This is a genomic window from Leptospira brenneri, assembly GCF_002812125.1.
GTDB classification, from domain to species: domain Bacteria; phylum Spirochaetota; class Leptospiria; order Leptospirales; family Leptospiraceae; genus Leptospira_A; species Leptospira_A brenneri.
The window spans coordinates 41,755-66,324 of sequence record NZ_NPDQ01000004.1; the positions used below are offsets into that span (position 1 = coordinate 41,755).

A 24,570-nucleotide genomic window follows, 5' to 3' on the forward strand; every position below is an offset into this window, starting at 1 on the left:
CTCTTATCATTCTGTTAAGTCAGTGGAAGTTCCGTCAAGAGGACGTTTGCGGAACCTGTACAACCGAACACGTGTGGCTTGTGCAGATGCAGAATCTCCAAAACTGAAATTGGTTAAGTTTACAGAAAAGTATACTGACTGGTCATAAAAAGTCAATTGGTTGTTCATTGTGAGACCTCCAGGTAGAGCTCTTAAGTTCATACTGTACCCCAGTCGGTATTCCCAGTTATGTAAATCAAGTTTAAGGGTCATCATAAACCGATTGATGTTAAAGACTGTTTTTTGTCTTGCTGTTTGCCCTTGTGCCCCTGTTCCCGCAGCTAAATCTTCCCAAATGGTGGTTTGGTCGTAATTGGTTCCAGTTTGGGATGTATACAACTCAGGACTCGTATTCATTGCATAAAACTGACCTTGTGCGAGAGCCGTGAGTCGCCAAGGTTCTGTTACGCGAGAATCAACTTCTAGTTCCAAACCGGCATACCGAGTTACTTTGACATCAGTTTTAAAGAAAAATCTGTAACTATCTAAGTAACTATCTTTGTAAACATGATACCAGGTAGATCCAATCTCTAGGCTACGGAATGCTCTGATGACGGGCCAAGAAAATCCACCCATTTTATAAGACACAGTTAAGTTATTAGAGAGTGACCGGTTTTGTGGAGTGTGGTGTACATAATCATTGTTAATAAACACACCAGAATAAAAATTTCGTTTTCTTTCCAACAAACTGGGTCGACGTGTTGTAAACCCATCCACAAAATCAAAAAAACCACCGATCCTAACAACAGTATAATACCATCTTTGCATATTGGTAAGACCAGGATTGTAAGCGGATGAGAAGTTTCGTAAATCACGAATGGTGCGGATAGATACATCCCAATCATTGAGTGCGTAACTTTCTAACGCAAATTCGGCTTCATGTTGGCGTAAGTTTCCAAGGATTGGATCTTTTGCTTCTGCTTTATCTGCATCTAGACGGCGATAAGTCGTTGATAGAAATATTTCTGGAATTCCCATCCGAACCGTATGTGCTTGGCGAACATACTGATACGACTGCTGTTTGAGCATAGTTGCATAGGCTTTGTTGACATCGCGGTCTGGGCTATTTAATTCGTTTCCTGAGCCAGGATACTCCACTGTTTGTTTGGTAGCTCCCATATAAACGGAAGGAGTAAAAGACATATAAGCACCCATGGCGATCGGAGAACGAAATCCTGTTTCTCCGATAACATTGGTTTGGGATCGTAAAACAAAATCCTGGTATTGGCTTCTTGGATCCACAACTCCTGTGGTTGGATTCGTTCTTTGTTGGGGTACTCCATAAATTCGATTGATGTTCGTTTGAAAGAGTAAATCCCAATAGACAGGACTATTTGTTCCCGGAATTAACCCAATATTACTAGAATTTCTAATCGTTACGGCAGGAAGAGTGTCTTGTGCCGCAAAATATTGGTTTGCTTGGATTTGGTAAACGAGAGTTCGACTCATCGAGAATCCAACACTTAAATCTCCTCGGTTTTCTGTATAACTTAAGTTCCAATTGAGTAAGTTACGGATGAGTCCAAAACGAACATCGCGGTAACTGTAAAGTGATTGTAAGGAGTTGGAAGGTTGGTATCTGTTTCCAAATTCATAATCAAATTGGCGATTACTATAGTTTTCATATTGTAATTGAACGTTTCTTGTATAATCTTTTGCAAAATCATTAAATTTTGCATTCAATCGAATGTCAGTTTTCCACCATGGATCGTAGTTAACACCTGTATTGCGATACGGCAATCCTGTATTCGGAAACATTTCCCCTTTATCTACATTGTTTGTTGTTGCTACACTTCCAACTCCATAGTCTTTAAAACGATCTTCATATACCGGAGTAATAACATTGTTTTTATAATTTGCATAACCGAGATTGATATTATAATTTAAAAAAGGAGAAAGTTTCCACATCTCCAACTGCGCGGCTTGTCCGGTCTTTTCATACATATCGAATCTGAATTTATAACCATTTGCCAGGAAGATACTATTTGGATAGGAATCTGACCACTGGTATGAGTTTTGCCAAAACCAACCTTGTGTATTGTTTTTACCTATTTGAGTGGTCACTCCATTTCCTGATTCGGAATTGTATAAAACAGGGAACCTAAATAATGTGGTTCCCCCTACTTTATAAGAAACATCGTAAGCTACAACGGAACGATCATCATGTACAAGTATCTTTTTTGCCTGAAAGGATTCGTGAGGAAGTTCCGCATTACAAGCAGTAAAGTATCCCATTTCCAAAAGGTAACGTTTTTCATCCAAACGTTTTAGCTTTTGGCCTATAAAGTGAGATGGGAACATACTCAATTTAGAATTATAAACAACACCTTGATTAATTTTTAAATCATAGATCATCCGGTCGCCATTAACTTTAGCATTCCCGTCTTTATACTCTACGCCTCCTTCGGCATAGATTTCTTGTCTAGTTGCGTCGATAGAAACCGAATCTGCTACCAGTTCTCCTGATCTGATTTTTAACCGAACTTTACCTCGAAGTACGAGAACTCCACCTTTGGTTTTATCGATATTTAATAGTTGGCCCTCGGCAGCATTTTGGATTTGGATGGGAGGATCTTTTTTAGGTTGTGAACTAAGTAATGACTCCGGCGTTAGCACTTGCTCTTCTTCTGGAACGAGAGCTTCTCTTAGCCGATCTCTTTTTGTATAAATGGTGCCCGATGGATTCAGTCCTAAATTGCGAAGGTTATCTTCTACTTCACGATCTGACATAGAATCCACTGACTTTCGAACGAGTCCCCTCTGCACTTGAGCGGCGGTTTGTTTTCTTTCTTCTTCTTGTGAATTTTTTACAGGTCCTTGGGCCTCTGGAAATAGAAGTTTCAGCCCATTGATATCCTGCGCCAGAATTTCCATTCCGAAGAGAATACCGTAAAATAATATTAGAAAACGAATGGATTTTTGCACAGCGGGCTTTGAAAGTATAGAACGAGAGTTTTACACCGGTCGAAAAAATCAATGGAAAACCAGGCGGAATTTCGAACTAGAATCCTGTATTTTAGCGGAAAAAGAGGTTGCTTAAGTATTCATGTAATGGACATAATCAAATGGCTCAATCCTTGAGCATCCGGGAGTTTTGAATGGCAAAAACCTACTCTGGGGAACGTGTTCCAGGCACTTTGCGATACAATCTCAAAGTGAAAGAGGGAAACACAGAACATTGCTTCCTAGTTCCAGAACCCTCTATCCAGATTCCCATGGAGGGCTTTGGCCCTGATGAAAGTGCCAACAGGTTGGCTCTCGCCATCCTTCTTGATTTCACAAAAAATCCCCAAACTTCGTTTTCATACTATAAAGATTTCAACTTTTTTCTCTCAGGGTTATTTTTGGAAGACAATTGGATGTTACATTCGAGCCGTATAGAATTGTTTTTTAAATTATTAGAAGAAACACCTCAATTTTCAAAACCGCTAGTTTTGGGGAAACGTTAAACATCTGTTATAGTGGCTTTACAATTGGGAGAGTAAAAAACCAAGAAGATAAGTTGTCATCTCGGTACATCTTTCCTTTATGTTCACCAATGATACTTCTTGTGACTTCTAACGAGTTCATTTGTGAAATCCCTTTCATCAAATCTTCTGATCCATTGTCTTTGATTTGAATGAGGATATGACTTGTTCCATCTTCTTCTGCTTGTTTTAAGCTGATGGTAATTTTTCTACCAATCGTTCCTTCTCTCGTATTCACTCGCACTCTGGCATCTTGGATTAAATTGAGAAGTACCTGTTTGATTTTTTGAGGTTGGCAATAAATTAGAGGAATGTCTCCAATTTCAATTTCACATTGGATTCCTTCCTTCAAAAAGTACTGGTGGAGAAACGAACGAGTGTCGTTTGTGATACTTCCCAAATTGGAATAGTTCCATTGAGAGGAAGTCGACTGAGAATAGGAAACTAGGTTTTTTATGATTTTTGCAATTCTATCAGATTCTTCTGCAATTTTAGATGCCTTTTCTTCTAAGGAATGACTCCCAATTTTTTTGGCTTCTAAGGTAATTAGGTCTGCTAAATTTAGAATGGATGTGAGTGGATTATTCACTTCATGAGAAATCCCTGAGGCAACTAGAGCAATGGTTTCCCATTTTTGATTTTCGGCAAGCCTACTCTCCACATTTCGTATGTGTTTTTGTACTTGTGATTTATAAATTGCCATTTCCACCGAGATATACAAATCACGGCTGTTAAATGGTTTAATTAAATAACCGAATGGTTCGGTGGCCTTGGCTCTATTAATAGTTGCTTCATCTGAATAAGCAGTTAAATAGATAACAGGAATTTCTTTTGTTTTTTTGATAATGGTTGCAATTTCGATCCCATCCATCGGACCGTTTAGCATAATATCCATAAGAACCAAATCGAAATTTTGATTTTCGATGTGTTCAATGGCATCATTGGCATCAGAAACATAAGTCGCATTGTATCCGTATTGTTTCAAAGTGGAACAAATATTGATAGCAATGATCCTTTCATCCTCAACGACTAAGATTCTTTTAACGTCTGTTTCTTTATCTGATCCCACAACTGCTGTCATATTATTTAAAACCGGTTCCATCTATCAAATAGAATAATTAGAGTTTGTCAACAGAATCCAGATAACAAATCTCTGTATTGTGAATGAGGATTTAAACGACGCACAAAAAACAGTCATTCTGTCTCCTCCTGGCCCCATCTTAGTGGTCGCGGGAGCGGGAACAGGAAAAACAAACACGATTGTTCATAAATTAGCAGCTCTGGTTGAGTCTGGGATTGACCCCAGTTCTCTGCTTCTTCTGACATTTACCAGAAGGGCTGCTAAAGAAATGGTAAACCGAGCGAGCGGTCTACTTGATTCGAGAATGTTTTCCGTTCAGGGTGGAACGTTTCATTCCTTTTGCCACCAATTTCTACGAAAGTATTCCTTATCTGTTTCCCTGAATTCCAATTTTACGATTTTGGATGAAGATGATGCAGTGAGTTTTGTTGGGATGGCTAGGGACCAAATTGTATCCAAAGATTCAAAAGTTCGGTTTCCCAAAAAAGAAACTTTGGCGGAAATTTTTTCTGCCTGTTTCAATCTACAAAGTTCTTTGGAAAAAGTCTTACAAAAAGACTATCCCATGTTTCTTGGAATCACAAGAGAAATTCAAGAGATCAAAACCAAATTTTCTGAACTCAAATTAAAACATAATTCGTTGGATTTTGATGATTTGTTAGACTTCACAAGAAAGATCTTGATGGAAGAAGAATCCATCCGAGAACGTGTTGGATTACAATACCAATATATTTTGGTAGATGAATACCAAGACACAAATCGAATCCAAGCTCATATTGCTTGTTTACTGGCAAGCAAACACCAAAACATTCTTGTTGTTGGGGATGATGCACAGTGTATTTATGGATTTCGCGGGGCCAATGTGAATAATATGTTGGATTTTCCAAAAATTTTCCAAAACACTCAAACAATCCACCTAACAAAAAATTATCGAAGCACACAACCGATTCTGGATTTAGCAAATGCCGTTTTGGATGGGAGCAAAGAAAACTACAAAAAACAATTAGTTTCTTTTCAGACAAAACCTCTTCAATCGAAACCAAAACATATAAAATTTGAGTCTACAGAAGAAGAAGCTACTTGGATTGCTGATAAAATTTTAGAATTGTATGAGGAGAATATTCCTTTATCAAAAATGGCAGTTCTTTTCCGCGCTGGTTATGTTTCTAACCTTTTAGAAGTCAAACTCAGTGCTAAACAAATTCCGTTTAGAAAGTATGGAGGAAAACGATTTTTAGATTTAGCGCATGTCAAAGATTTGTTGTCCTACCTTCGTATCATTGATAATCCCAAAGATGTACTTTCTTGGAATCGAATTTTACTTCTAGAAAAAAATATAGGAAAAAAGTATGCTCAAGTTTTGTATAAAAATCTTGAATCGATTGATTTCCAATACGAACAAATAGATTCTTCTTCTACTTTCTTTTTGGGAATTTCTGATGCATCTAAGTTCTCGTTTCAGAATCTAGTGGGAGTTCTGCGGTCACAAACTCCAAATTTGGGAAATAGTATGGCCATTGTAGAAGCAGTTTTATCTTATTATTTTCCTATTTTGGAACAAGAATATGATGATTTTGATAAAAGAAAATTGGATTTAGAGTCTTTTAAAATTCTAACAAAATCTTCTCCGCTCTTATCTGATTATTTAGCAAACTTAACTTTAGATCCTACAGAAAGAATGGATACCAGTTCTCCGGAAAAAGAAGAAGATGAATTTTTGACACTTTCCACAATCCATTCCGCGAAAGGCCTAGAGTGGGAACATATCTTTACCATGCAAGTAGTGGAAGGAATTTTGCCTAGTTCCAGAACGAAAACCATCCAAGATTTAGAAGAAGAAAGACGCCTCTTTTACGTAGCAATCACTCGGGCAAAACAAGGATTATTTTTAACATCACCTATTTTTTCTGATAAAAATAGGTTAACGACAGTAAGCCGGTTTTTGACTGATTTACCTAATTTAAGTGAATTTGTTGATGAGGAGATTACAAAAATCCAGAAAGAGGAAGTAGAAACTAGTTCCACTAAACAGGAAAACGATAGGTTTCATGACATCCAACGCTACTTTTTGAATTGATTTCTGAAAAATAATCCCCTACCATAGGTTTAGATTTGGAGGACGTATGAAATTATCCTTTCGCCTTTTGGTTTGTAGCCTTTTTCTTTTGTCCCTGTTTGTGGCCTGTGCTTCACAAGACACAAAAGACGGTTCAGAACAAACAAACTCAAATGCACGAAACGCAAACTTGGAAGATCCTGAAAAAGGAGGGAAAAAGTTTGGTTGTATTGAAGGGAACTGTGTCAACGGAATTGGTAAGTATGTCTACGATAATGGAGATGTGTATACTGGTTCGTTTAAAAATGACCTGCGGGAGGGAGCCGGAAATTTCCTCTACTCTGATGGTGAAAAATTTAACGGCACTTATATAGAAGATAAAAAACAAGGACCGGGTGAGTATAATTTCAAAAACGGAGATAAATACGTAGGAGAATTCCAAAACGGACAAATCAACGGAAAAGGAACCTATAGTTTTAAAGACGGTAAATCTGTTTCTGGTGATTTTACATCAGACGGTCAAGAAGGAATCGGAGTTTTGACCGACGATGGGAAAGCTCGAAATTGTAAAATCGCAGGAAGAAAACTTCTCTGCGAATAACGATCACCTTACAATCGGCAGTTGGGATTTTTTCCTTCTGCCTTCGCCTTCTCCCATAAAGCTAAAGCATTAGCCATTGCGCTATTTAAGTTTTTCATTCGAGTGGCGTCCGATGGATGTGTTGATAATAGTTCATTGGGTTTGTCCCCACCAAGAGCACTCATATTTTTCCAAAGGTTAACACTCTCTCTTGGATCAAATCCAGATTTTGCCATTAGTTCCAGTCCAATCAAATCAGCTTCCGATTCATGTTCGCGAGAAAAAGGCAATAGAACTCCAAATTTGGCTCCCATACCCAAAGCTCCTGCAACTGTTGGTTTTCCTAGGCTTTCTAAGATTTTAACCGACCCACCTGCCAATTGGTTTTGTGAGACCCTTTCGTTTCCATGCCTTGCAATGACGTGGCCAATTTCGTGCCCAATGACGGCTGCTAGTTGGTCTTTGTTTTGGGCAACGGAAAACATTCCTGTGTGAACACCAATTTTTCCTCCAGGGAGTGCAAATGCATTTGGAGTATTATCTCTAAACACAATCACTTCCCAAGAGGCGACCCCGGTTGTATCAGTTGTTACGGCTAACTCTGCAGATACAATGCAGTTTACATAAGTGTTTGCAGAGGCAGTAGAATCAATTGGTGTTTTTGCTTTTAATTCAGAAAAGGCAGTGACACCCATTTCATTCATTTCTGCATCTTTTACGAGAATGATTTGCCTTCGTCCTGTTGGTGAAGTGCTACAATAAAGTAAAAAAGGAACCACTAAGAAAAGATTAAAAATTCGAATCATTTTTTTTCCTGTTTAGAATAGAATTGATGGATAAAAGAAACTATATCTTCACTACCTAGAGGTTTCGACAACCAAAACCCTTGGATTTTGTCGCATTCATAGGATTTTAGAAGTTCTAGTTGTTCTAACTCCTCTACTCCTTCTGCAACTACCGAGTAACCAAGATCATGCGCCATATTGATAATTGATATTAGTAAAAAACTTTCTTTCGATCCAACTTCCACATTGTTCAAAAAGGATTTATCAATTTTTAAAATAGAAAGAGGAAGTTTTTCCAAATAGGAAAGAGAAGAAAATCCGGTCCCAAAGTCATCCAAAGCAACTTTAACTCCAATATCAATTAAGTTGGAAAGTATAGGAACTGTTTCTGCTAAATTTTTCATCGCCAAACTTTCGGTAATCTCTACCTGCAAGGAGGTGTAAGGAATGCCTCTACGATTGTGTAAATCAACGATCCAATGAAAGATATTTTGATCATAGAAAACTTGAGGGCTTAGGTTTACGGCAATGGAAATCGGTAGTCCTTGTTTTAATTGTACTTCTTCAATGACATCGGCAGCTCTTTCTAAAACAAACTTTGTGATAGGAACAATGAGCCCAGAGTCCTCAGCTAATGGAATGAACTCTGCAGGAGAAACCATTCCTCGTTGTGGGTGGCGCCAACGAACGAGTGCTTCCCAATGTCCGATTCTATTTTCTTTGATATCCAGGATGGGTTGGTAATAGACAAAAATTTCGTTTTGTGTTAATGCTTTTTTTAAATCGTTTTGAATTTCTAGTTGGAAGTGGATTTTCTCCTGCATGGCTTGGTTAAAAACAGAAACTGTTCCGACTTTTTGAGATTTTGCATGAAACATAGCAATCTCAGCATTTCGCAAAAGTACATCTGCTTCCTTACCGCCCAGTCCAAATCCTGAAACTCCAGAAGATGCCGTTAAATAAATAGAATAACCTCCAATAGGAATTGGATCTCCCAAACGCTCTAAAAGTTTGACCGCAAAGTTTACCCCTTCCTCCACGGAAAGAATATGAGTGACTAGAATGGCAAAATTATCTGCTCCAAGTCTTGTGATGATGGCATCAGAATCTGATAATTGTTTGAGTCTTTTGGCAAAAATTTGTAAAACTTGGTCACCTGCATCATTTCCGAGAGAATGGTTGATGCGTTTGAAGTTATCGATATTGATACAAAAAAGAATTGGATAACCAGTATTTTTAGTATTATAAGCAAAGATCTTTTGTTCAATTCGAGCTAAGAATAAGGCTCTATTGGGTAGGCCAGTTAGGTTGTCATAAAAGGCATCGTGAGTTAATTGTTGTTCTGCGAGTTTTCTGTCAGTAATATCGTGGTGAATTGCAATGTACTGGAATACCGATTTGTCTTGTCTAGTGAAGGGAACAATGGTCGTATCTGCCCAGTAATCATTTCCATCCTTTTTGATATTTCGAATTTCCCCTCTCCAGACATTTCCCTTTTGGATGATTTCCCAAATTTTAGTCCAATCTTCTTTGGTTTTGTCTGGTGACTTCATGATCCGATGGTTTTGGCCAATAAGTTCTGAGACACTATAACCAGTTACTTTGGAAAAAGCGTCGTTTACATATGTAATGATTCCATTGGCATCGGTGATGGAGACAATATTTGCTTGGTCAAGGGCAAATTTTTGGAGTTGGATTTCTTTTAGGGATTGGTATAAAAAAGTTTCCGTTGTGTTTTTTTCTTTTCGATAAACTAATTCCCTTCTTTCCCTTTCCAAAACCTCTGTTAAACGAGTTAAGTGTGTTCGTTCTATGATATCGTTTACCCCCGACTTCATATAACTGAGGTTTTTCGAAAATTCCTCACGATCACTGAGTAAAATCACTGGGATATCCAGTTTTTTATCGTTTAAGTACTGAAGGTAAACGGGAATTTCTGAATGAAATGGTTCCCTCGTGCTACAGATGATGGCATCCCAATCTTCTTCATGCACCGTTGCCTCCCAAGATGGGAAGGATTCCACTACTCGGTACAAAGGGCTTAGGCCACCCGACTTCATTTCTCTGACGAGATCAAAAACACTATTAGAATCGTTTTCTAGTATTAGAACGCTGATTGGAATGCCCATTTTTTTTGCCGCGAACGGCTTTCTCTCCCACTAAGAATTCTAAATTTTCCTGAAATCTCAACCTAAAAATGATTCGAAATTCTTTGGAAATTTCGTCCGATAGGAAGCGTGCATCCTAAAACATTCGAAACTTGCTATATCAAAAAAGAATATTTAGAGCATGAGTTGCGGAAATTACTCTTGGACATGAGTGATTTAGATTATAGAGAACTCAATGATTATGACAAGGGTGGTTACGATGGATTCAACCAAGCAATCACCTTGGTTTTGAAAAAGCTTCAAAACTAGGGTTTTTTCTAATCAAAATTATAGGATATGGGTTTCAAAGAATCGGTTTCTGCAAAAATTCTTTACAAAATTGGCAAGTAAACAGATTGTATACGTGCCAGTAGGAAGTTCAATGAATTTCACAACAAAACAAGTTAAAAATCATACAGTTGTTACTCTAGAGGGTTCCCTCGACATTTATTCTGCACCAGCACTTAAGAAAGAACTCCATAAAATCATCGATGATGGAGCAGAATCCGTAGCAATTGATATGGTCAATATCAAACTATTAGATTCCTCTGGAATTGCCCTTCTTGCAAACCTCCAAAAGAAACTCAAATCAGAGGAAGGACAATTTTTCCTTCTCAACGTCAGCCAAGACGTTATGGTTATTTTGAAATTGTCTAGTTTGGACAAGTTTTTTACGATTCTCGGTGGAGAATCGGAACTTCCGTAAATTTAGAATCTTTTTAGAGTCGGAAGTTCTTCACTTCTCCTCTGGCCACTGGTTCCTCTGTCGATTTTGGGTTTGCCCAATCCCCGGCAGGATTTTGGATCCATTGGCTTGATTCAAACCTCTCTCCTGATCCAGTCAAAAGTTTGATGGGAACTCCTCCTCCCTCCCCAGAAATCTTTACAGAAACAACTAATTCATAGGGTAAATTTAGCCCAAAGGAACCGAGTTGCAAAGTGGCAAGGTTTCCCTCCACTTTTACTTCATCACAGACCACTTCTCGCCCATCCCGCAGTTTCACTTTTAACTTTGAGGGGACTTTGGGACTCTGTTTTTTCACAACTACCGTTTCTGGATTTTTGTTTTTTTCTATGACTGGTTCTGGAACCGTCTCAGGTACAAGAGGAATTTTTTCTTCGGATACAACTACGGCGAGTTTTGTAGTTTCTTCTTTGGAAACCTCTAAAGACTCACGAATGTTTTCTTTGATTTGGTCTAGTTCCTTAGATTCTTCTGGAGAAAGATTGGTTGAAGTTTCTGCTTTTAGAACCTTTTCAATGATAACAGGTTTTAATGCTAAACTCTTTCCTTCTTCAATATTTTCCGCAGCCTTCGTATCCCCTAATTTGGTTGCTTCTTCCTTTGAAAAGGCTACAAGTGATTTGTTTTCTTGGTAAAAATTTCCAATGAGTAACAAACGTCTGTTAGCACGAATTGCCACTTCCTTGTTGTCTTTTTGTTTTACAAGTTGGATGTATTCTTTCACTGCATTGGAAGTTTTACCTAATTCTTCCATAGCTCTAGCTTTGATATAAGATTGGTCTTTGGTAAGATTTGGTAGATTTTCTAAGGTTTTTAAAGTTTCTTCATAGTCTCCACTTTGGAATAGAGAATATGCAAGTTCTTCTGGGGATTTATTTTTATTTTTTAGTTCTTCTTTTTTCTTTTCGCCTTCTTCTAAAAAACTAATTAAGAGACTTGCATTTTCAGCATAATGACTTCCTGGAAATAAATCCAAGGTTTTGGTGAGTTTCACAAACGCTTTTTCTCTTTCTCCCATCATCACGAGACAATACCCATGGTGAAGGAGTGAGAATGCCATTTCGTCAGATAAAGCTGAAGTAATGGAATCTTCTAACTCTTGGTACTTTTTGGAAGCGATTGGATATTTCCTAGTCCTTTCCATATAAAAAGCAAATTGTAATCGGATGATTGTATTTTGTTGTTCTTCCAGTTCCAAAGCTGGTTTAAAATTTAAAAAACGGACGGAATTAATGACATACAGTCCAAACCTGTCCCGCCAACCCATTTTTAAATCCAATCCTTCCGTTTCGGAATTCATAATCCCCGATTCTAAAATATTAACTTTTACCTCAGACATATAATCATCTTTGGAAAGAAACATTTGTTTCAAACGCTCTCTTAGGGTTTGAGAGGAGAGTTGGTAATTCATCAGTTGGTCCCTGAGAATTCCAAATCGGAGTTCTTGTAGTTTTACACTGACAATAGCCTCCGAAGCCAAAGCGAAGAAAAAAAACAGAATGAAGAAAAGGGAAAAAAAGAAAAACTTTCTCATTCCGGTACATCAAGGATGATCATAGTCACATCATCCTTGTATTCCTCATGTTTATCTTCGAGAAGTGCCATAGCTTTTTCCACAATTTCGCCGTTGGAAAGATGGATGTTTTCTAAAACAACTTCCGTGAATCGTTCTAATCCAAATAGTCCGCCTTCTCTTATAGGTGTTTCCACCACTCCATCAGTATAAAGAACTATTTTGTCTCCAGGAAGGACAGGAAATGAATCCAAAGAGTATTGGATATCGTCACCCATACCAAGTGGTGGTCCCGAACTATCAATATAAGTAATTTCTTTTGTAGATGGACGAACAATAAACGGTGCATTGTGTCCTGCATTTACAAATTTTACTACACCCGGTTCTTCAAATACAACAAATACTCCAGTAGCAAAGAAAGACGCCTGTAAACGATTGGCGATGACTTCTCCAAGTTGGTTGATTGCTTGAATCGCAGAATGGTTTTCTTTCATAATGGCTTGTAAAGACATCGCCATAACAACTGTTACCAGTGCCGCAGAAACCCCATGACCAGAAGCATCCGCGAGAAAGAATCCATAAAAGTCTTTTTCTGGAATTTGGAAGTATTGGTATAAATCACCAGAAACCTCTCGCATTGGGCGGTAAAGTTTTCCAATATTGAATTTTTTAAATTTTTTGACGGAAGGTAAAAATAACTCTTGGACTTCTTTTCCAATCTGAAGTTCTTGATTGATCTCTTCATTGAGTTTAGTAATCGTTGTTACTTTGTTTTGGATTTCATCTGCCATTAGGTTGAATGACTTACCCAAACTATCCAACTCATCATTACTTTTAAAACTCCAATCTACTCTCGATTGTAAATTGCCAGTAGCCATCCCCTTGGAAGCAACCTCCAAAGATCCAACTCTTTTAAAGATGGCACGGTAAACCAAAATCGCAAAAATAATGTGAAAAACAACACCCCAAAGAACTGCATAACCAACTTGGATATAGAGTTGTTTCAATCGATCTTGGATGGATGAAATATTAAAATGAGTAAAAAGGAAAACTTCTCTGGAATCAGAAAGTCTTACCGGCAATAAAAAATCCACTGTGAAATCGGATTCGTTTAAATCTAAACTATAACGTGCCTTAAATAGATTCCCTTCCTTATCGGAAGAAACTTCTTTGGTTTTTTTTAAGACTGATTCTGTGATTTCTTTCATACCAGGACCGGATTCTGGTTCTGAGAGGATGATTTTGCCATCAGCTTCAAAAATAGAAAACTTACCAATCTCGTATAACTTCAAAGTTTTACGGAAGACTTCGTAAGTTTCATCTTTGGCTCCAGAAAGCCCAATGGTTTGGATATCGGCAAGGATGGTATTGGCGAGGTTTTCCGACTGAAACTGGAAGTTTTTCAGGAGCAGGTCAGACTGATTTTCGAAGATCATCACCGTAAAAAAGATGATATTGAGTAAGGCAAGAAGGGAATAAAAGAGTCCAATCTTAAATCGTAAGGAATTCGTCGTTTTGATTTTGCTTTTGTTCACGGCAATTACTAGTATTGTCGATAATTAAGTGATAGAAATCTATCACAAAATTGAGATTTTCCCATTGGTTTTAGGCACTTACATATCCTTTCTTCCCCGATTCAGGGTCAGTTTTTCACTCATCATTTTGATACTGGGATCTACTTCTGTTTTAGCAGATAAGATTCGGTTAAAATCAGGGGAAGTACTGAATGGAAAGGTAGTCAATGTAACGGCAACGCATGTCGAATGGCAAGACCAAGGAAAACGGTATAAATTCTTAAATACAGATGTACTCGGGATCGATGTTGGTTATGACGGTCTTCCCGCTTGTGCGGATTATAAAACCTTTGGTGTGGAAGACTGTGATTTAATTCTCACCAAACTAAACAAAACGAGTGCTAGTTTTTCCAAAAAAAGTAGCCCATTGGAGTTAGAGATAATTCCTCTAAAAAAAATCTCTAGTCTCAAAATCAGTGCGGAATCGGGATTTCCCATGGAAAGATACATTGACCCAGGTGCCAAAGGAAAATGGGTTTTTGGGGATAAAGAAATCGTCGGAAATTTCAAAACTTTGGATCGAGGAAAAATCATCATTGAAACAGAATCCAAAACTTTGGAATCCGCAGACCTTTTGGATTTTAAATCTTTTGAAATCCAAAATAAATCAGTCATTGTCAAAGTGATCAAAGAAGAAACACCTAAAGTTATCCCAGGATATTCTCCCATCACAGAAAAAAAATATGGAAAAGCAGCCTTTATTTTTAGTGGAGCAGTAATTTCCGGATTAGGAATGTTATACGAATACAATGCTTCCGTAAAGGCAATCAATAACGATATGGAATACATCCCGACTTCTGATGGAAGAGTATTTATTTTTGCCAATACTTTAAGTACTGATCGTTATGATTTCCATAGACAACGATTTTTAATGTATTCAGTGGTTTTTACTTCTATTATTGCTTATAGTTTAATTGATAGTTATTATTTGGGTCCAATGGAAACTAAAAAGGAAAATGCAAACGGAGTTTATTTGAAACCCATCCTTGATATGAGATCAAATACAAATGTTTATGGGGTTTGGAATTCCTTCCAAAAACCGAACGAAAGTTTGTTTTATGGACTTAGTTTTGAATCGAAGTTTTAGTCCGGTTAAACCATCGCTTTTCGTAAAAACAAGTTTTTAAAATTTTGTTTCAATCGTAAATAATGCCATTTTAAGAGAAATCGAAAAGGAATTTCATCCAGTTGGCACATCGCACCGCAATTTCCTTCTTCGTTTTCTTTACACCAAAGGATTGTTCCAGAAAGGCCAACAAAACAATCTAAACCAATCCAAAGATCAAACTTAACTTTTGTATTCTCTTCATACATTTGTGATGTGGGAAGATAAAACATATTGGCTTGGATATGAAAGATAGCCGAATTTTCTTCTATACCATTTGTATGTAAATCCACAGAACTAAAAAGAGGAACGGCAAGCATTCGATCCCTAAAAAAGTAAGGATTTAGAACTCCTGCAAAGAAAAACATCAAAGAAAGTATGATGGGGTACATAAAAAAAAGAGCAAAATAATCTTGGATGGCAAGATCTGGAAATTTTTGTGAAATTAAATTTGGAGATTCATACAATAGATAAACAGAAAAAATCCCAGGGACTAAGAAGAATATTGTTAAGATCGAATGGCGTAAATTCGGATATTGTAAAAGTTTAATTCCTGATGTGGAAATATGTTTTTGAACGTTTTGAATCCATCCCTCGTGCCTATTGTGACGGCTTAGAATTTCATATTGTTCCATAGTCATATTCATTAGTTTTAGAATATTGCCAGGAACTAGGATTCTTGATTTTGCGATGATCAGTTCTAATAAAAAGAAAAGAGAAAGGATACAAATGGGAAGGACAATGATTAGATCAAATTCTTGAGAAAGAGATAAATTATAAAATCCATGAATCCCTACACAAACGAAAAAACCAAAACCAATTTTTCCCCATTTAAAAATAGGATTTTCGTGGAATAAAAACATCATTAAGTAAGCACCAATGATTCCCCCATTCATCATATGAATGGGTAATGCGGTAATGGACCTTAGGACTTGAGACCAAAGACCCGTATTGATAAAATATAAAATATTTTCAACAAATCCGAAACCACCACCTAACACTAATCCATAAAAAATTCCATCGGTTACGGTGAATTCATCTTGGTTTTTTCTAAAGAACAAATAGATTCCGAGAAGTTTCGCAAATTCTTCCACAAAGGAAGAAAGAAAAAAAGCATTCCAGAGAGGTCCCGCATCTGAAATCCAATACAAGAATCCTGCTTGTAAACCAATAGCAACCCCAGCACTAAAAAAAGAAAAAGCGAAGGCTGTGTATTGTAAAAAGGATTCTGCAAATCGATAAAAATGAAACCTGTAGAAGGAATAATAAAAAGCCAGAGTTAAAAAATTGATAAGGAAAATGACCAAGCTGGAAACAGAAATTTGATCGATCATTTGGTATGATTAACGGCTAAAAAACTTTGAAAATCAATGAGAATACTACAGAATTACTAGTTAGGTCAGGCTTTTTACTGCCTTTCGCAAACCCTCAATGGTGAGTGGAAACATAGAAATGACATCTTCAATGGCTTCGATGGTTGGGGCTCCCCAAAATCGTTTTGGTTCTGGATTTAGCCATACCGATTCCGGAAAATAACCTACGAGTTCCTTGAGAGATTCTAGGCCACTTTGGGCTTTTTTCTGTTTTTCGTTTGGATTAGACCTGTTATACGCATAGGGATTATATGGTGTTCCCATCAGTTCGTAAGGTGCCATATAAGCATCTCCCACAAAGATGAGTTTTGTGTTTTTACGAAATTTTTCTTCAAATTGTTTGAGAGAGATTCTCGATTGGAACTCATGATCTGCGTATAAGTATTCATGAAAGATATTATGGAAAAAGTAATTATGAACTTCTTTAAAATGATAGAGTCCACGACTGGCACTAAAAAGTTTACTCACTCGGTCCGAATGAGGTGTCATACTCCCACCAATGTCCATAATGAGAACCAAACGAAGGGAGTTTTTACGTTCCCTTTCTTCCACAAGTTCAATTTCTCCCCCATTTTCGCAAGTTCTGACTATGGTTTTATCTACGTGAAGTTCTCTTCGTCCCTCTTTTTTGAGAAACCGAAGTTCTTTTAGGGCAAGTTGGATGGATCTTGTATCAAGAATTTGGTCTTCTCTGTACGCTTTGTACTTTCGTTCGTTCCATAAACTTACCCCTGACCTACTTCCTTCTCCTTCTGTATTTCCTCCGATGGAAATCCCATTGGGATTAAACCCTGAATTACCAAAGGGAGATGTCCCTGAGGTTCCAACCCATTTGTTTCCACCGTCATGACGTTCCTTCTGTTCTTCCAAACGTTTTTTTAGTTCTTCGATTACCTCTTCCATACTCAAATGAGGAGCATTGGATTTTTCGGAATCAGTTAAATGTTTGGGGATATTTTCCTCTAACCATTGAAAGAGGGTGTCTCTAAATTGAATTCTTTCCTCTTTCCAACTTCCAAAGGTTTTGGAAAAGGCAAGGTCATAGTTATCATAGAATTTTAAATCTTTGGCAAAGTTAAGTCGACCCACTCGGTACAATTGGTCCAAGTTCATGTACCCAGAAGGATCCGTCAGTTTTCGTAGACTGGCTAGAAAAGCGATTAGTTCCCCCGTAGAACAAGGCACAGATTCACTGCGTAGGTTGTAAAAAAAATCCAAAAACATATTAGTTCAAATGGACTCGGTAGTCTTCTTCTGATTTGAATAAAGTTCCAGCAAATGGAATTTTACTGGACTCGAGTGTTTCGCCTGAAACGAGAAGCACTTGAATCCAATCCAAAAGTTCGCTTGTGGATGGTTTTTTGCGGAGACTTTCAATCCTTCGAATGGAATAAAACATTGCCAGTGCTTTTTCCATAAATTCGGTTTCAATGGATGGATAATGGGCTTTTATGATTTCTTTCATTGCTTCCCTTTTGGGAAATTCAATGTAATGAAAGATACAACGTCTTAAGAAGGCATCAGGAAGTTCTTTTTCATTATTGGAAGTGATGATGACGATGGGTCTTTCTTTTGCAATGATATGTTCTTTGGTTTCTGGAATGAAAAATTCCATTTTGTCCAATTCCAAAAGGAGATCGTTCGGAAATTCAATATCAGCCTTATCGATTTCATCGATGAGAACTACAGCCTTGTCAGTTTGGGAAAAGGCTTCGCCCAGAGCCCCTAATCGAATGTAGTTTTTTACCTCTCTTACCCGAAGCATGGCCTCTTCTTCTGGGAACCGAGAATCGTTCAAACGAGAAACCGCATCATAAAAATAGAGACCTTCTTTGGCCAAACTTGTGGATTTAATATGCCACCTATAGAATGGAAGTTTTTTGGTCTCGGCTAGGTAACTGGCGAGGAGAGTTTTCCCCGTTCCAGGTTCCCCTTTGAGGAGGAGCGGTCGTTTTGTAATTTCTGCCACTTGGACTGCTTCTTTTAGATCGTCGGACAGGATGTAATCAGCCATGGTATCTACCTTTTGGACTCCAATCTTTTCAGAAAAACAGGGGAATCCACTAAAAATTGCTTTTTGTAAGAAATTGAATTTCCATACTGAGAGATTGGAACGATAGTAAATTATGGGCGATTTTGATAATACGAAACGGGCGATTGGCGTAGGGAAACTGGATGATTCTGCAAGAAAGGATATGTTCAATAAGTTTGTCAGTGCCGGCGGGGAGATCATAAAAGAAAAACAACCGCAGAAAGAAGATGAAACTAGAAAAAACCGTCCAGAACCCAAGGTGCGTCAAGGCACAGTTTCCCGTGGTGGAGACGAAGGTCGTTCGGGAAGCCGAGGTGGGAATCAAAACAAATCTGATTCTGGAAATACGAAATCACAAGCAGACTCAAAAGCTCAATATGAAAGAGAAATTAGTAGTTTCTCTGCTAGATTTGCGGTGAAACTAAAATGTTGGCTGGCGCGTGTCACTCCTTTTGGAACGAGCGATTTAACTCCTAAGTTTATGCACGACTTTAGCATTCGCGCAAAACAAGCATTAATTGAATTACAATATAGCGGAAACGAACTTCTTGCCAACCAACAATATTCGCCACAACTAAGCAAAGCTCTCGATCGAATCAATCCTCTCCTTGTGGAACTTCTGGCAATGGGGCAAAAGTTATATAATGGTCCTGAGTTAACAGACATCACTGATCCAATTATGATGGCACCAGAATCCCCCGTTGCGATTGAACGAGTGAAAAATCCGATTTATTCACTTTTTAAAAGGATGTACATCCTTTACCCGTATCAAGAGACACTCAAAAAATCATTTTCTCAAGCTTATGATGAATTACAAAAATTAGAAGGGAAACCTTCTCTCATCTATGCAAATAAAAAAAGAAAAGTCACACAAGAGATAGATAACCTTTTTGAAGGATTTTTTGATAGATTGTATTTAGTCATTCTTCGGGCAGAAAATAAAAATATTCCACTGATTTCTCGTTATATGGAGAATTTACTTGGTATCCTTCCAGAAGAAAGACCAGGCCAAAGAAAGTCTGGAGAAAATGTCCCCGGCGGAAAAGAAGTAGAAACCAGAGAAGACAAAAAAGAAGAGGAATCCAAGGACGAGGATAAAAAAGAAGACGAAGTCCCTCTTTCCAAAGAACAAGCTTATGGATTACGTTTGATGCAAATGTATTCCATTCCCAAACTTCGTAAAAAATTTGATCCTAAAAATGAATTTTCCCATATCCCCGATTCCGATAAGGCCCTACTTGCTCTTTTTTATTTTTATGAGTTTGATGATGAATACTCTTTTGTGATGACCACTAAAAAAATTGATATCAAACCCGGGTCAGTGAACGGGGTTAAGGTGGACTACCGCCAAAAGATGTTGGATATTTATGAAGGAACAAGAACCATCATTGACCAGTTCCGAATTTATAATGATATCATTAGAGAATTAGAAAAACACAAAGCAAATCCCGGTGCCAATTATATTGAAGCTTCTAAAAAGTTAACTGGGATTGAACAAAAACGCACAGGACAATCAAGAACTGTGAGAATGGCGATTAAGGAATTTAGTTTAAAGTCCAGAGATTCCCTTCTTGTCCTCATCAAAGATATGAAAGGCAAAAAAGAAATCGTGGCCAATATGAATGATGTTTTGACTTTAGATTCGATGGAGTCGCGAAAAAGACTCAATAAAAAACCAGTCAAACAATGCATTATGGAGTCTTATTGTTATTTAATGGCTCTTTATGACCGGATTGAAACTGGGGATCTTTTTGGTGGACTTGTGGAACTGACCCCAGAACAAATGAAAGCTTCCTTCGGTGTGGAATCAGGACCTACGGATTCTGAATCCAGTGATACAGAACTTGCTGATTTAGAAAAAGAAACTCCTGAAACACAATCGGTTAAAAGTACTGATGAAGCGGAAAGTTTAGATTCTATTGATACGAATTCTTCCAGTGAAAAAAATGACAGTTCGGATGATCCTGAAGATGATGACATATTACCAACTGGGGATCCCTTTTAATGGCAGTCATCAAAATCGCAATTTATCAAAAGAACCTTCATAAACGCATCGGCCTTGAGGAAATTTCCAAAATTCAACAAACAAAGGCTCATTTTTTACTTTTACCGGAAGGATTTCCTCATTTTTTCCAAGGAGAAACTCCTGAAATTGCATCCAAACATGAAAAAGAATACCAAGACCAACTCCTAGAAATTTCCGAAAGTTTTCCGGGAGTGATTCTTGGCGGAAGCCATTATCGTAAAAATGAAGAAGGTCATTTGGTTTCGGCTCTTCCCATTGTTCAGTCTGTTGTTCTTGTTGATTTTTATGAAAAAAAATCCCCTTCTTCTTCAAAAGAACCAGGTGTGAGCCCAGGAAAAACAGAATCCATTTTTATTATGGGTGGATTACGATTTGGACTTCTTGTCGGAGAAGATTTAGAAAACGAATCAATTTGGGATGAGTTTAAAAAAGAAGATATCGAAATTGTATTTTATCTATCGAGTGCGGATGAAAAACGTACTTACGAAGAAGATTTGACATACTTTGAAACACTAGCAAAAAAAAGATTAGTGCATTTAATTCGTGTTTGTGGTCCAACAGAGGGAAAACCTGCCAGAAGTCTTTATGCTTCCCCGTCTGGGATTAACTGGAAGGTTGGAAAATTAGAAGAAGACAAGGATGTATTAAAAACTTTGTCTGTGAATGTGATGAGAAGTTATTTATTATAAAATTTAAAACCCACTACAAAGATTAAAAATATCTTTTGTCTCTAGTGGGTTTTTTCATTTTCTTTTCGTTTATTTTTTATCTAGTTCCTTCCAATCCATAGTAAAAAGTAAAATTACAATTCCAATCGAAACACAAGAGTCAGCAACATTGAAAGCAGGCCAACGGTCAAAAAGTAAAAAATCAGGCCACTCAAAATCAAGGAAGTCTACAACCCCAATGTATTCGATTCCCGGTTTTTCAGGTGTGAAACCAAATCGAAACCCAACACCTGGAATTTTTACAAAAAACTTATCTGAAAAATTGCCAAAGGCCCCAGCCATCACAAAATTCCAACCCCATGCATTACCTAAATCAGCATTTTGCCAACGATAGAAAATTAAAAATACAATGGCAAAGCCTGTTGCAAAAAGAGAAGGAAGAGCATTGTTCTGAAAAAGACCAAAAACAAAACCAGTATTGAATGTTAATGAGAGCCTGAAAAAATCACCTAACACGGGAATGCTTTCGTGAGCTACCATTTTTGTGATGATGACGTATTTTGAAATTAAATCCAAAAAAAGTCCAAATGCAACAAATGCAAGGTATCCTGGTTTAAAAACTGAAAAAAAAGGGGTTTTTGGTAGATTCATAAATTAGAGAAGGTCCGTTTATTTTTGTTTCCAATACTTGAGACTCGATTTGGCTAAAGACCAAAAACTAAGTCCTGATAGTATATAAAATAATATGCTTGGTTCTTTCCAGAATTTTTCAGAATAATACATTCCGAAAAAGAAAAATATCGAACCCAAAGCTCCAAAGGTGAATATTTCTTTGAGTCGTAATTCCTCCTTTTTTGTTGAATCTGGATTTTGGAACTCTCCCCGGTTCCATTTATAAAAAAATTCGTTAAATTCCTTCGGTAAGGAAAAAAGACTCGTAATGAATTCTTCTCCTTCATCCTTCCAAAGTTTTTTTAATGAACTCCCCTTTAATACAATTTGTGAAAAGGGTTTTTCAGCATAATCGATCATAGACCTTGTTGGATCCAAATACGAGGAGTTTCCAAGTAACAGAGCAAGTACGCGGTGGAGGCTTAAAAAATTCGGTGGAAGTTTCAGACTAGAGAGAAGTCGTTTTAAACTGACTTGGATTTCTTTTAAAAACCTCAGGTCTTCGGCGGGTCGAAGGGTATCAAATCCAATGTTACGGAAGTGATCCGTGGAATCTAGGATTCGGTTTAGTTTTTCTAGGGAATACTTTACGATTTGTATTAATTCTTCTTTTGATAAAGAATCCGTCACTGCGCCTAGTTCAAATAAAGATTCTGTAATTAAGTGGTAATCCTTTCGCATAGCACCAATTAAAATTCTTTCTAAAATTCGAGTTTCTTCTTCGGAAATGGATTGGACGGCGCCAAAATCAATAAAACAAAGTTCCCCTGTTTCCATAAAAATCAGGTTTCCTGGATGTGGGTCTGCATGAAAAAACCGGTATTCAAAAATCATCAAAATATATGCTCTGACGAGTTTTTCAAGATTCGGATTTTTCTTTGTATGGGATTCTAAGACTTCTAGTTCGTATATTTTTTTCCCTTCTACAAATTCGGTAACAAGGGTATGTCGATTACAAAGTTCATCAATAGGATTTGGGAAAAAGAAATCTTTTTCCATGGCAAATAATTGTTTGGTGTATTTTAAGTTTTTTAATTCGCTGCGAAGGTCCAGTTCTGACCGGATCATTGTATTTAGTTGTTCACTCACTTCCTTGGCAGAAATTTTAAATACAAATCGATCAATGAGCCAAAGCACTCTGGATAAGGTCTTTAAGTCTCGCTTCGCATCTTCTTCAATCCCTGGGTATAGAGTTTTAATCGCTACTTTTTTTCCTTGGTAATATCCAATATGAACCTGTGCAGTAGAAGCACTGGCATAAGAAGTTTTATCTAAATCTGTAAAAATTTCCGACATGGATTTTTTATAATCATTCATCCATCGTTTGTTGATTTCTTCGAATTCACGAGGTGGGATTTTATCTTGTAAGTCTTGGAGTTCCCATAAAAATTCTTCCGGTAGTATGTGGAATAAATTACTAACGAACTGACCAATTTTAATATAAACTCCCCCCAATTGGAAAAAAAGATTTTTGGTTTCCTTTCCTTTTCGTTTTAAAAATTGAACTTTGATGGTTTCAAATTTTGATTCGGTTAAAAATCTCCGTTTGATTTTCGAAAGGATGAGATACCCTAACCAAGTTCGGAGTACAAATGAGTAAATGGATATCGACCTGTTTTGTTTGGACTTCATTGTTTTCGCCTATAAATCGATTCTATTAAATTTAGAATTTCAATATTATCTGATATTGTTCCTTCCATTTTGTCTTTTTTCCCATTCACTACTTGGAAAATTTCTTCGTAAATACCGATAAAGGCATTAGAAGTCTCTGGTTTCGGAAACTGTTTGGGTTCATAAGGAACAAAACTTCTAAATCCTTTGTATAAATTGGATGGGGCTGACTCGAAAAAACGAAACCCATCGTTGGAACAGATAATGCGATGAGTGTCTGTATGAAGGTCTAGTTCAAACTGAAAATAATCCCGACCACCGGAAACATCCAAAAAGATATCAACACCAGTTTTCGTTTCGAACCAAGCCACTGCTCTAGATTCAATGCTTCCTTTTTTAGGAATTTCTAATTTTGCATTTCGTAATTTGGGTTTTCCTACAAACCAGTGGATGAGGTCAACCGCATGAGTTCCGTCGTGTAAGAGAGGTCCCCCACCTAGTTTCGAAAAAGCAAGTCCTGGATTTTTTGCAGAAGTGAATACGGAAGCCCGAATGGACCTGAGGTTTCCTAGTTTTCCTTTGGTTAGCTCGTCCTTTACATACCGATAACTTGGATGGTACCGCCTCTCGTGATTGATCCAGATTTTTGTTCTGTGTTTTCTCGCAAGAGATTGGATTTTTTTGGCACCGTCTTCGGATAGAGCCACAGGTTTTTCGATAAGTAAATTAGGGATTCCTGAGCGAATGCAGTGAATGGCCCAGTCCTCATGAAAGGCACTTGGAGTGGAAATCACTGCAAGTTGGACTCCCTCGGGGAAATTTGTTCTTCTGGGATCAGAGGGAATGAGTTGTGTTTTGGCATTCCAAAGCGACTGGAAGGTTTGGCATTTTTCTTCTGAAACATCCAAACCTAATAAAAATTCGAAATGTTTTTTCCCCCACTGGGATTCTAAAACTCCCATATGGGTGCAGGGTTTCTTGCGAAAGGGATCCTTTTCCAAACTGGAACAAATCCGTCCTAGGCCGATCAGGATGGTTTTGATTTTGGATCGTTTCATTTATCTTTTTCTTCCAAATCTTTCTTTCCACAAGAAAC

Annotated in this window: 19 protein-coding genes; 7 read left to right on the forward strand and 12 right to left on the reverse strand. The window is 37.5% G+C overall.

Features of this window, described 5'->3' with window-relative positions; translation table 11 throughout:
• Window positions 1–6: 6 nt before the first annotated feature.
• A complete protein-coding gene (locus CH361_RS09335; protein ID WP_100790944.1) occupies window positions 7–2,913 on the reverse strand; it encodes an LPS-assembly protein LptD in 2,907 nt (968 codons plus the stop codon).
• A 224-nt stretch (window positions 2,914–3,137) separates the two neighbouring features.
• Between CH361_RS09335 and CH361_RS09340 the strand changes: the two genes are divergently transcribed.
• Window positions 3,138–3,488 (forward strand): hypothetical protein, encoded by a 351-nt coding sequence (locus tag CH361_RS09340; protein ID WP_100790574.1) that lies wholly within the window; start codon window positions 3,138–3,140, stop codon window positions 3,486–3,488.
• Window positions 3,489–3,495: 7 nt separating this feature from the next.
• Here the strand turns inward: CH361_RS09340 and CH361_RS09345 are convergent, their stop codons facing one another.
• Window positions 3,496–4,587: a response regulator gene (locus tag CH361_RS09345; protein WP_100790575.1), complete on the reverse strand. Its 1,092-nt coding sequence runs from the start codon at window positions 4,585–4,587 to the stop codon at window positions 3,496–3,498.
• 79 nt (window positions 4,588–4,666) lie between these two features.
• On the opposite strand from CH361_RS09345, the gene CH361_RS09350 reads away from it, so the two are divergent.
• Window positions 4,667–6,664 carry an ATP-dependent helicase gene (locus CH361_RS09350; RefSeq protein ID WP_100790576.1) on the forward strand — a complete coding sequence of 666 codons (1,998 nt, stop codon included), beginning with the start codon at window positions 4,667–4,669 and terminating at the stop codon, window positions 6,662–6,664.
• Between the two features lie 46 nt (window positions 6,665–6,710).
• The gene (locus CH361_RS09355) at window positions 6,711–7,244 is read left to right on the forward strand and encodes an MORN repeat-containing protein (protein ID WP_100790577.1); all 534 of its coding nucleotides are present in this window, start codon (window positions 6,711–6,713) and stop codon (window positions 7,242–7,244) included.
• Window positions 7,245–7,252: 8 nt separating this feature from the next.
• On the opposite strand, the gene CH361_RS09360 is transcribed toward CH361_RS09355, so the two are convergent.
• Complete coding sequence (locus tag CH361_RS09360; protein WP_100790578.1) at window positions 7,253–8,029, reverse strand: M48 family metallopeptidase; 777 nt, start codon at window positions 8,027–8,029, stop codon at window positions 7,253–7,255.
• Entirely contained in the window at window positions 8,026–10,137 is a 2,112-nt protein-coding gene (locus tag CH361_RS09365) for an EAL domain-containing protein (RefSeq protein ID WP_100790579.1), read from the reverse strand. Before CH361_RS09365 ends, CH361_RS09360 begins: the two co-directional genes overlap by 4 nt.
• Before the next feature lie 400 nt (window positions 10,138–10,537).
• Here CH361_RS09365 and CH361_RS09375 point away from each other — a divergent pair, with 400 nt between their 5' ends.
• On the forward strand, window positions 10,538–10,861 hold the full coding sequence (locus CH361_RS09375; protein ID WP_002974097.1) for an STAS domain-containing protein: 324 nt from the start codon (window positions 10,538–10,540) through the stop codon (window positions 10,859–10,861).
• Window positions 10,862–10,874: 13 nt separating this feature from the next.
• Here the strand turns inward: CH361_RS09375 and CH361_RS09380 are convergent, their stop codons facing one another.
• Window positions 10,875–12,434 carry a tetratricopeptide repeat protein gene (locus CH361_RS09380; protein ID WP_100790581.1) on the reverse strand — a complete coding sequence of 520 codons (1,560 nt, stop codon included), beginning with the start codon at window positions 12,432–12,434 and terminating at the stop codon, window positions 10,875–10,877.
• The gene (locus CH361_RS09385) at window positions 12,431–13,948 is read right to left on the reverse strand and encodes a PP2C family protein-serine/threonine phosphatase (RefSeq protein ID WP_100790582.1); all 1,518 of its coding nucleotides are present in this window, start codon (window positions 13,946–13,948) and stop codon (window positions 12,431–12,433) included. Before CH361_RS09385 ends, CH361_RS09380 begins: the two co-directional genes overlap by 4 nt.
• Before the next feature lie 28 nt (window positions 13,949–13,976).
• On the opposite strand from CH361_RS09385, the gene CH361_RS09390 reads away from it, so the two are divergent.
• Complete coding sequence (locus CH361_RS09390) at window positions 13,977–15,074, forward strand: LB_137 family protein (RefSeq protein WP_244279763.1); 1,098 nt, start codon at window positions 13,977–13,979, stop codon at window positions 15,072–15,074.
• 5 nt (window positions 15,075–15,079) lie between these two features.
• On the opposite strand, the gene CH361_RS09395 is transcribed toward CH361_RS09390, so the two are convergent.
• The 3 genes from CH361_RS09395 to CH361_RS09405 all read right to left on the reverse strand — a co-directional run bounded on the left by CH361_RS09395 (window position 15,080) and on the right by CH361_RS09405 (window position 18,479).
• Window positions 15,080–16,426: a PrsW family intramembrane metalloprotease gene (locus tag CH361_RS09395; RefSeq protein ID WP_100790584.1), complete on the reverse strand. Its 1,347-nt coding sequence runs from the start codon at window positions 16,424–16,426 to the stop codon at window positions 15,080–15,082.
• Window positions 16,427–16,486: 60 nt separating this feature from the next.
• A complete protein-coding gene (locus tag CH361_RS09400; RefSeq protein WP_244279765.1) occupies window positions 16,487–17,578 on the reverse strand; it encodes a hypothetical protein in 1,092 nt (363 codons plus the stop codon).
• Window positions 17,579–17,690: 112 nt separating this feature from the next.
• A complete protein-coding gene (locus tag CH361_RS09405; protein WP_100790586.1) occupies window positions 17,691–18,479 on the reverse strand; it encodes an AAA family ATPase in 789 nt (262 codons plus the stop codon).
• A gap of 112 nt (window positions 18,480–18,591) precedes the next feature.
• Between CH361_RS09405 and CH361_RS09410 the strand changes: the two genes are divergently transcribed.
• Window positions 18,592–20,502: a hypothetical protein gene (locus tag CH361_RS09410; protein WP_100790587.1), complete on the forward strand. Its 1,911-nt coding sequence runs from the start codon at window positions 18,592–18,594 to the stop codon at window positions 20,500–20,502.
• Complete coding sequence (locus CH361_RS09415) at window positions 20,502–21,212, forward strand: carbon-nitrogen hydrolase family protein (protein ID WP_100790588.1); 711 nt, start codon at window positions 20,502–20,504, stop codon at window positions 21,210–21,212. The genes CH361_RS09410 and CH361_RS09415 overlap by 1 nt, the downstream gene beginning before the upstream one ends.
• 69 nt (window positions 21,213–21,281) lie before the next feature.
• On the opposite strand, the gene CH361_RS09420 is transcribed toward CH361_RS09415, so the two are convergent.
• The 3 genes from CH361_RS09420 to CH361_RS09430 are packed head-to-tail and all read right to left on the reverse strand — an operon-like array spanning window position 21,282 to window position 24,532.
• Entirely contained in the window at window positions 21,282–21,842 is a 561-nt protein-coding gene (locus CH361_RS09420) for a lipoprotein signal peptidase (RefSeq protein WP_100790589.1), read from the reverse strand.
• Window positions 21,843–21,860: 18 nt separating this feature from the next.
• A complete protein-coding gene (locus CH361_RS09425; RefSeq protein WP_100790590.1) occupies window positions 21,861–23,495 on the reverse strand; it encodes an ABC1 kinase family protein in 1,635 nt (544 codons plus the stop codon).
• A complete protein-coding gene (locus CH361_RS09430; RefSeq protein ID WP_100790591.1) occupies window positions 23,492–24,532 on the reverse strand; it encodes a Gfo/Idh/MocA family oxidoreductase in 1,041 nt (346 codons plus the stop codon). Before CH361_RS09430 ends, CH361_RS09425 begins: the two co-directional genes overlap by 4 nt.
• Window positions 24,533–24,570: the final 38 nt, after the last annotated feature.

Excerpts from the sequence above, each read along its gene's own strand:
- CH361_RS09365 (WP_100790579.1), bottom strand. The coding sequence starts at position 10,137 with ATGGGCATTCCAATCAGCGTTCTAATACTAGAAAACGATTCTAATAGT.
- CH361_RS09355 (WP_100790577.1), top strand. The coding sequence starts at position 6,711 with ATGAAATTATCCTTTCGCCTTTTGGTTTGTAGCCTTTTTCTTTTGTCC.
- CH361_RS09380 (WP_100790581.1), bottom strand. The coding sequence starts at position 12,434 with ATGAGAAAGTTTTTCTTTTTTTCCCTTTTCTTCATTCTGTTTTTTTTC.
- CH361_RS09335 (WP_100790944.1), bottom strand. The coding sequence starts at position 2,913 with ATGGAAATTCTGGCGCAGGATATCAATGGGCTGAAACTTCTATTTCCA.
- CH361_RS09345 (WP_100790575.1), bottom strand. The coding sequence starts at position 4,587 with ATGACAGCAGTTGTGGGATCAGATAAAGAAACAGACGTTAAAAGAATC.
- CH361_RS09425 (WP_100790590.1), bottom strand. The coding sequence starts at position 23,495 with ATGAAGTCCAAACAAAACAGGTCGATATCCATTTACTCATTTGTACTC.
- CH361_RS09375 (WP_002974097.1), top strand. The coding sequence starts at position 10,538 with ATGAATTTCACAACAAAACAAGTTAAAAATCATACAGTTGTTACTCTA.
- CH361_RS09395 (WP_100790584.1), bottom strand. The coding sequence starts at position 16,426 with ATGATCGATCAAATTTCTGTTTCCAGCTTGGTCATTTTCCTTATCAAT.
- CH361_RS09415 (WP_100790588.1), top strand. The coding sequence starts at position 20,502 with ATGGCAGTCATCAAAATCGCAATTTATCAAAAGAACCTTCATAAACGC.
- CH361_RS09410 (WP_100790587.1), top strand. The coding sequence starts at position 18,592 with ATGGGCGATTTTGATAATACGAAACGGGCGATTGGCGTAGGGAAACTG.
- CH361_RS09430 (WP_100790591.1), bottom strand. The coding sequence starts at position 24,532 with ATGAAACGATCCAAAATCAAAACCATCCTGATCGGCCTAGGACGGATT.
- CH361_RS09420 (WP_100790589.1), bottom strand. The coding sequence starts at position 21,842 with ATGAATCTACCAAAAACCCCTTTTTTTTCAGTTTTTAAACCAGGATAC.
- CH361_RS09405 (WP_100790586.1), bottom strand. The coding sequence starts at position 18,479 with ATGGCTGATTACATCCTGTCCGACGATCTAAAAGAAGCAGTCCAAGTG.
- CH361_RS09340 (WP_100790574.1), top strand. The coding sequence starts at position 3,138 with ATGGCAAAAACCTACTCTGGGGAACGTGTTCCAGGCACTTTGCGATAC.
- CH361_RS09400 (WP_244279765.1), bottom strand. The coding sequence starts at position 17,578 with ATGAACTTGGACCAATTGTACCGAGTGGGTCGACTTAACTTTGCCAAA.
- CH361_RS09360 (WP_100790578.1), bottom strand. The coding sequence starts at position 8,029 with ATGATTCGAATTTTTAATCTTTTCTTAGTGGTTCCTTTTTTACTTTAT.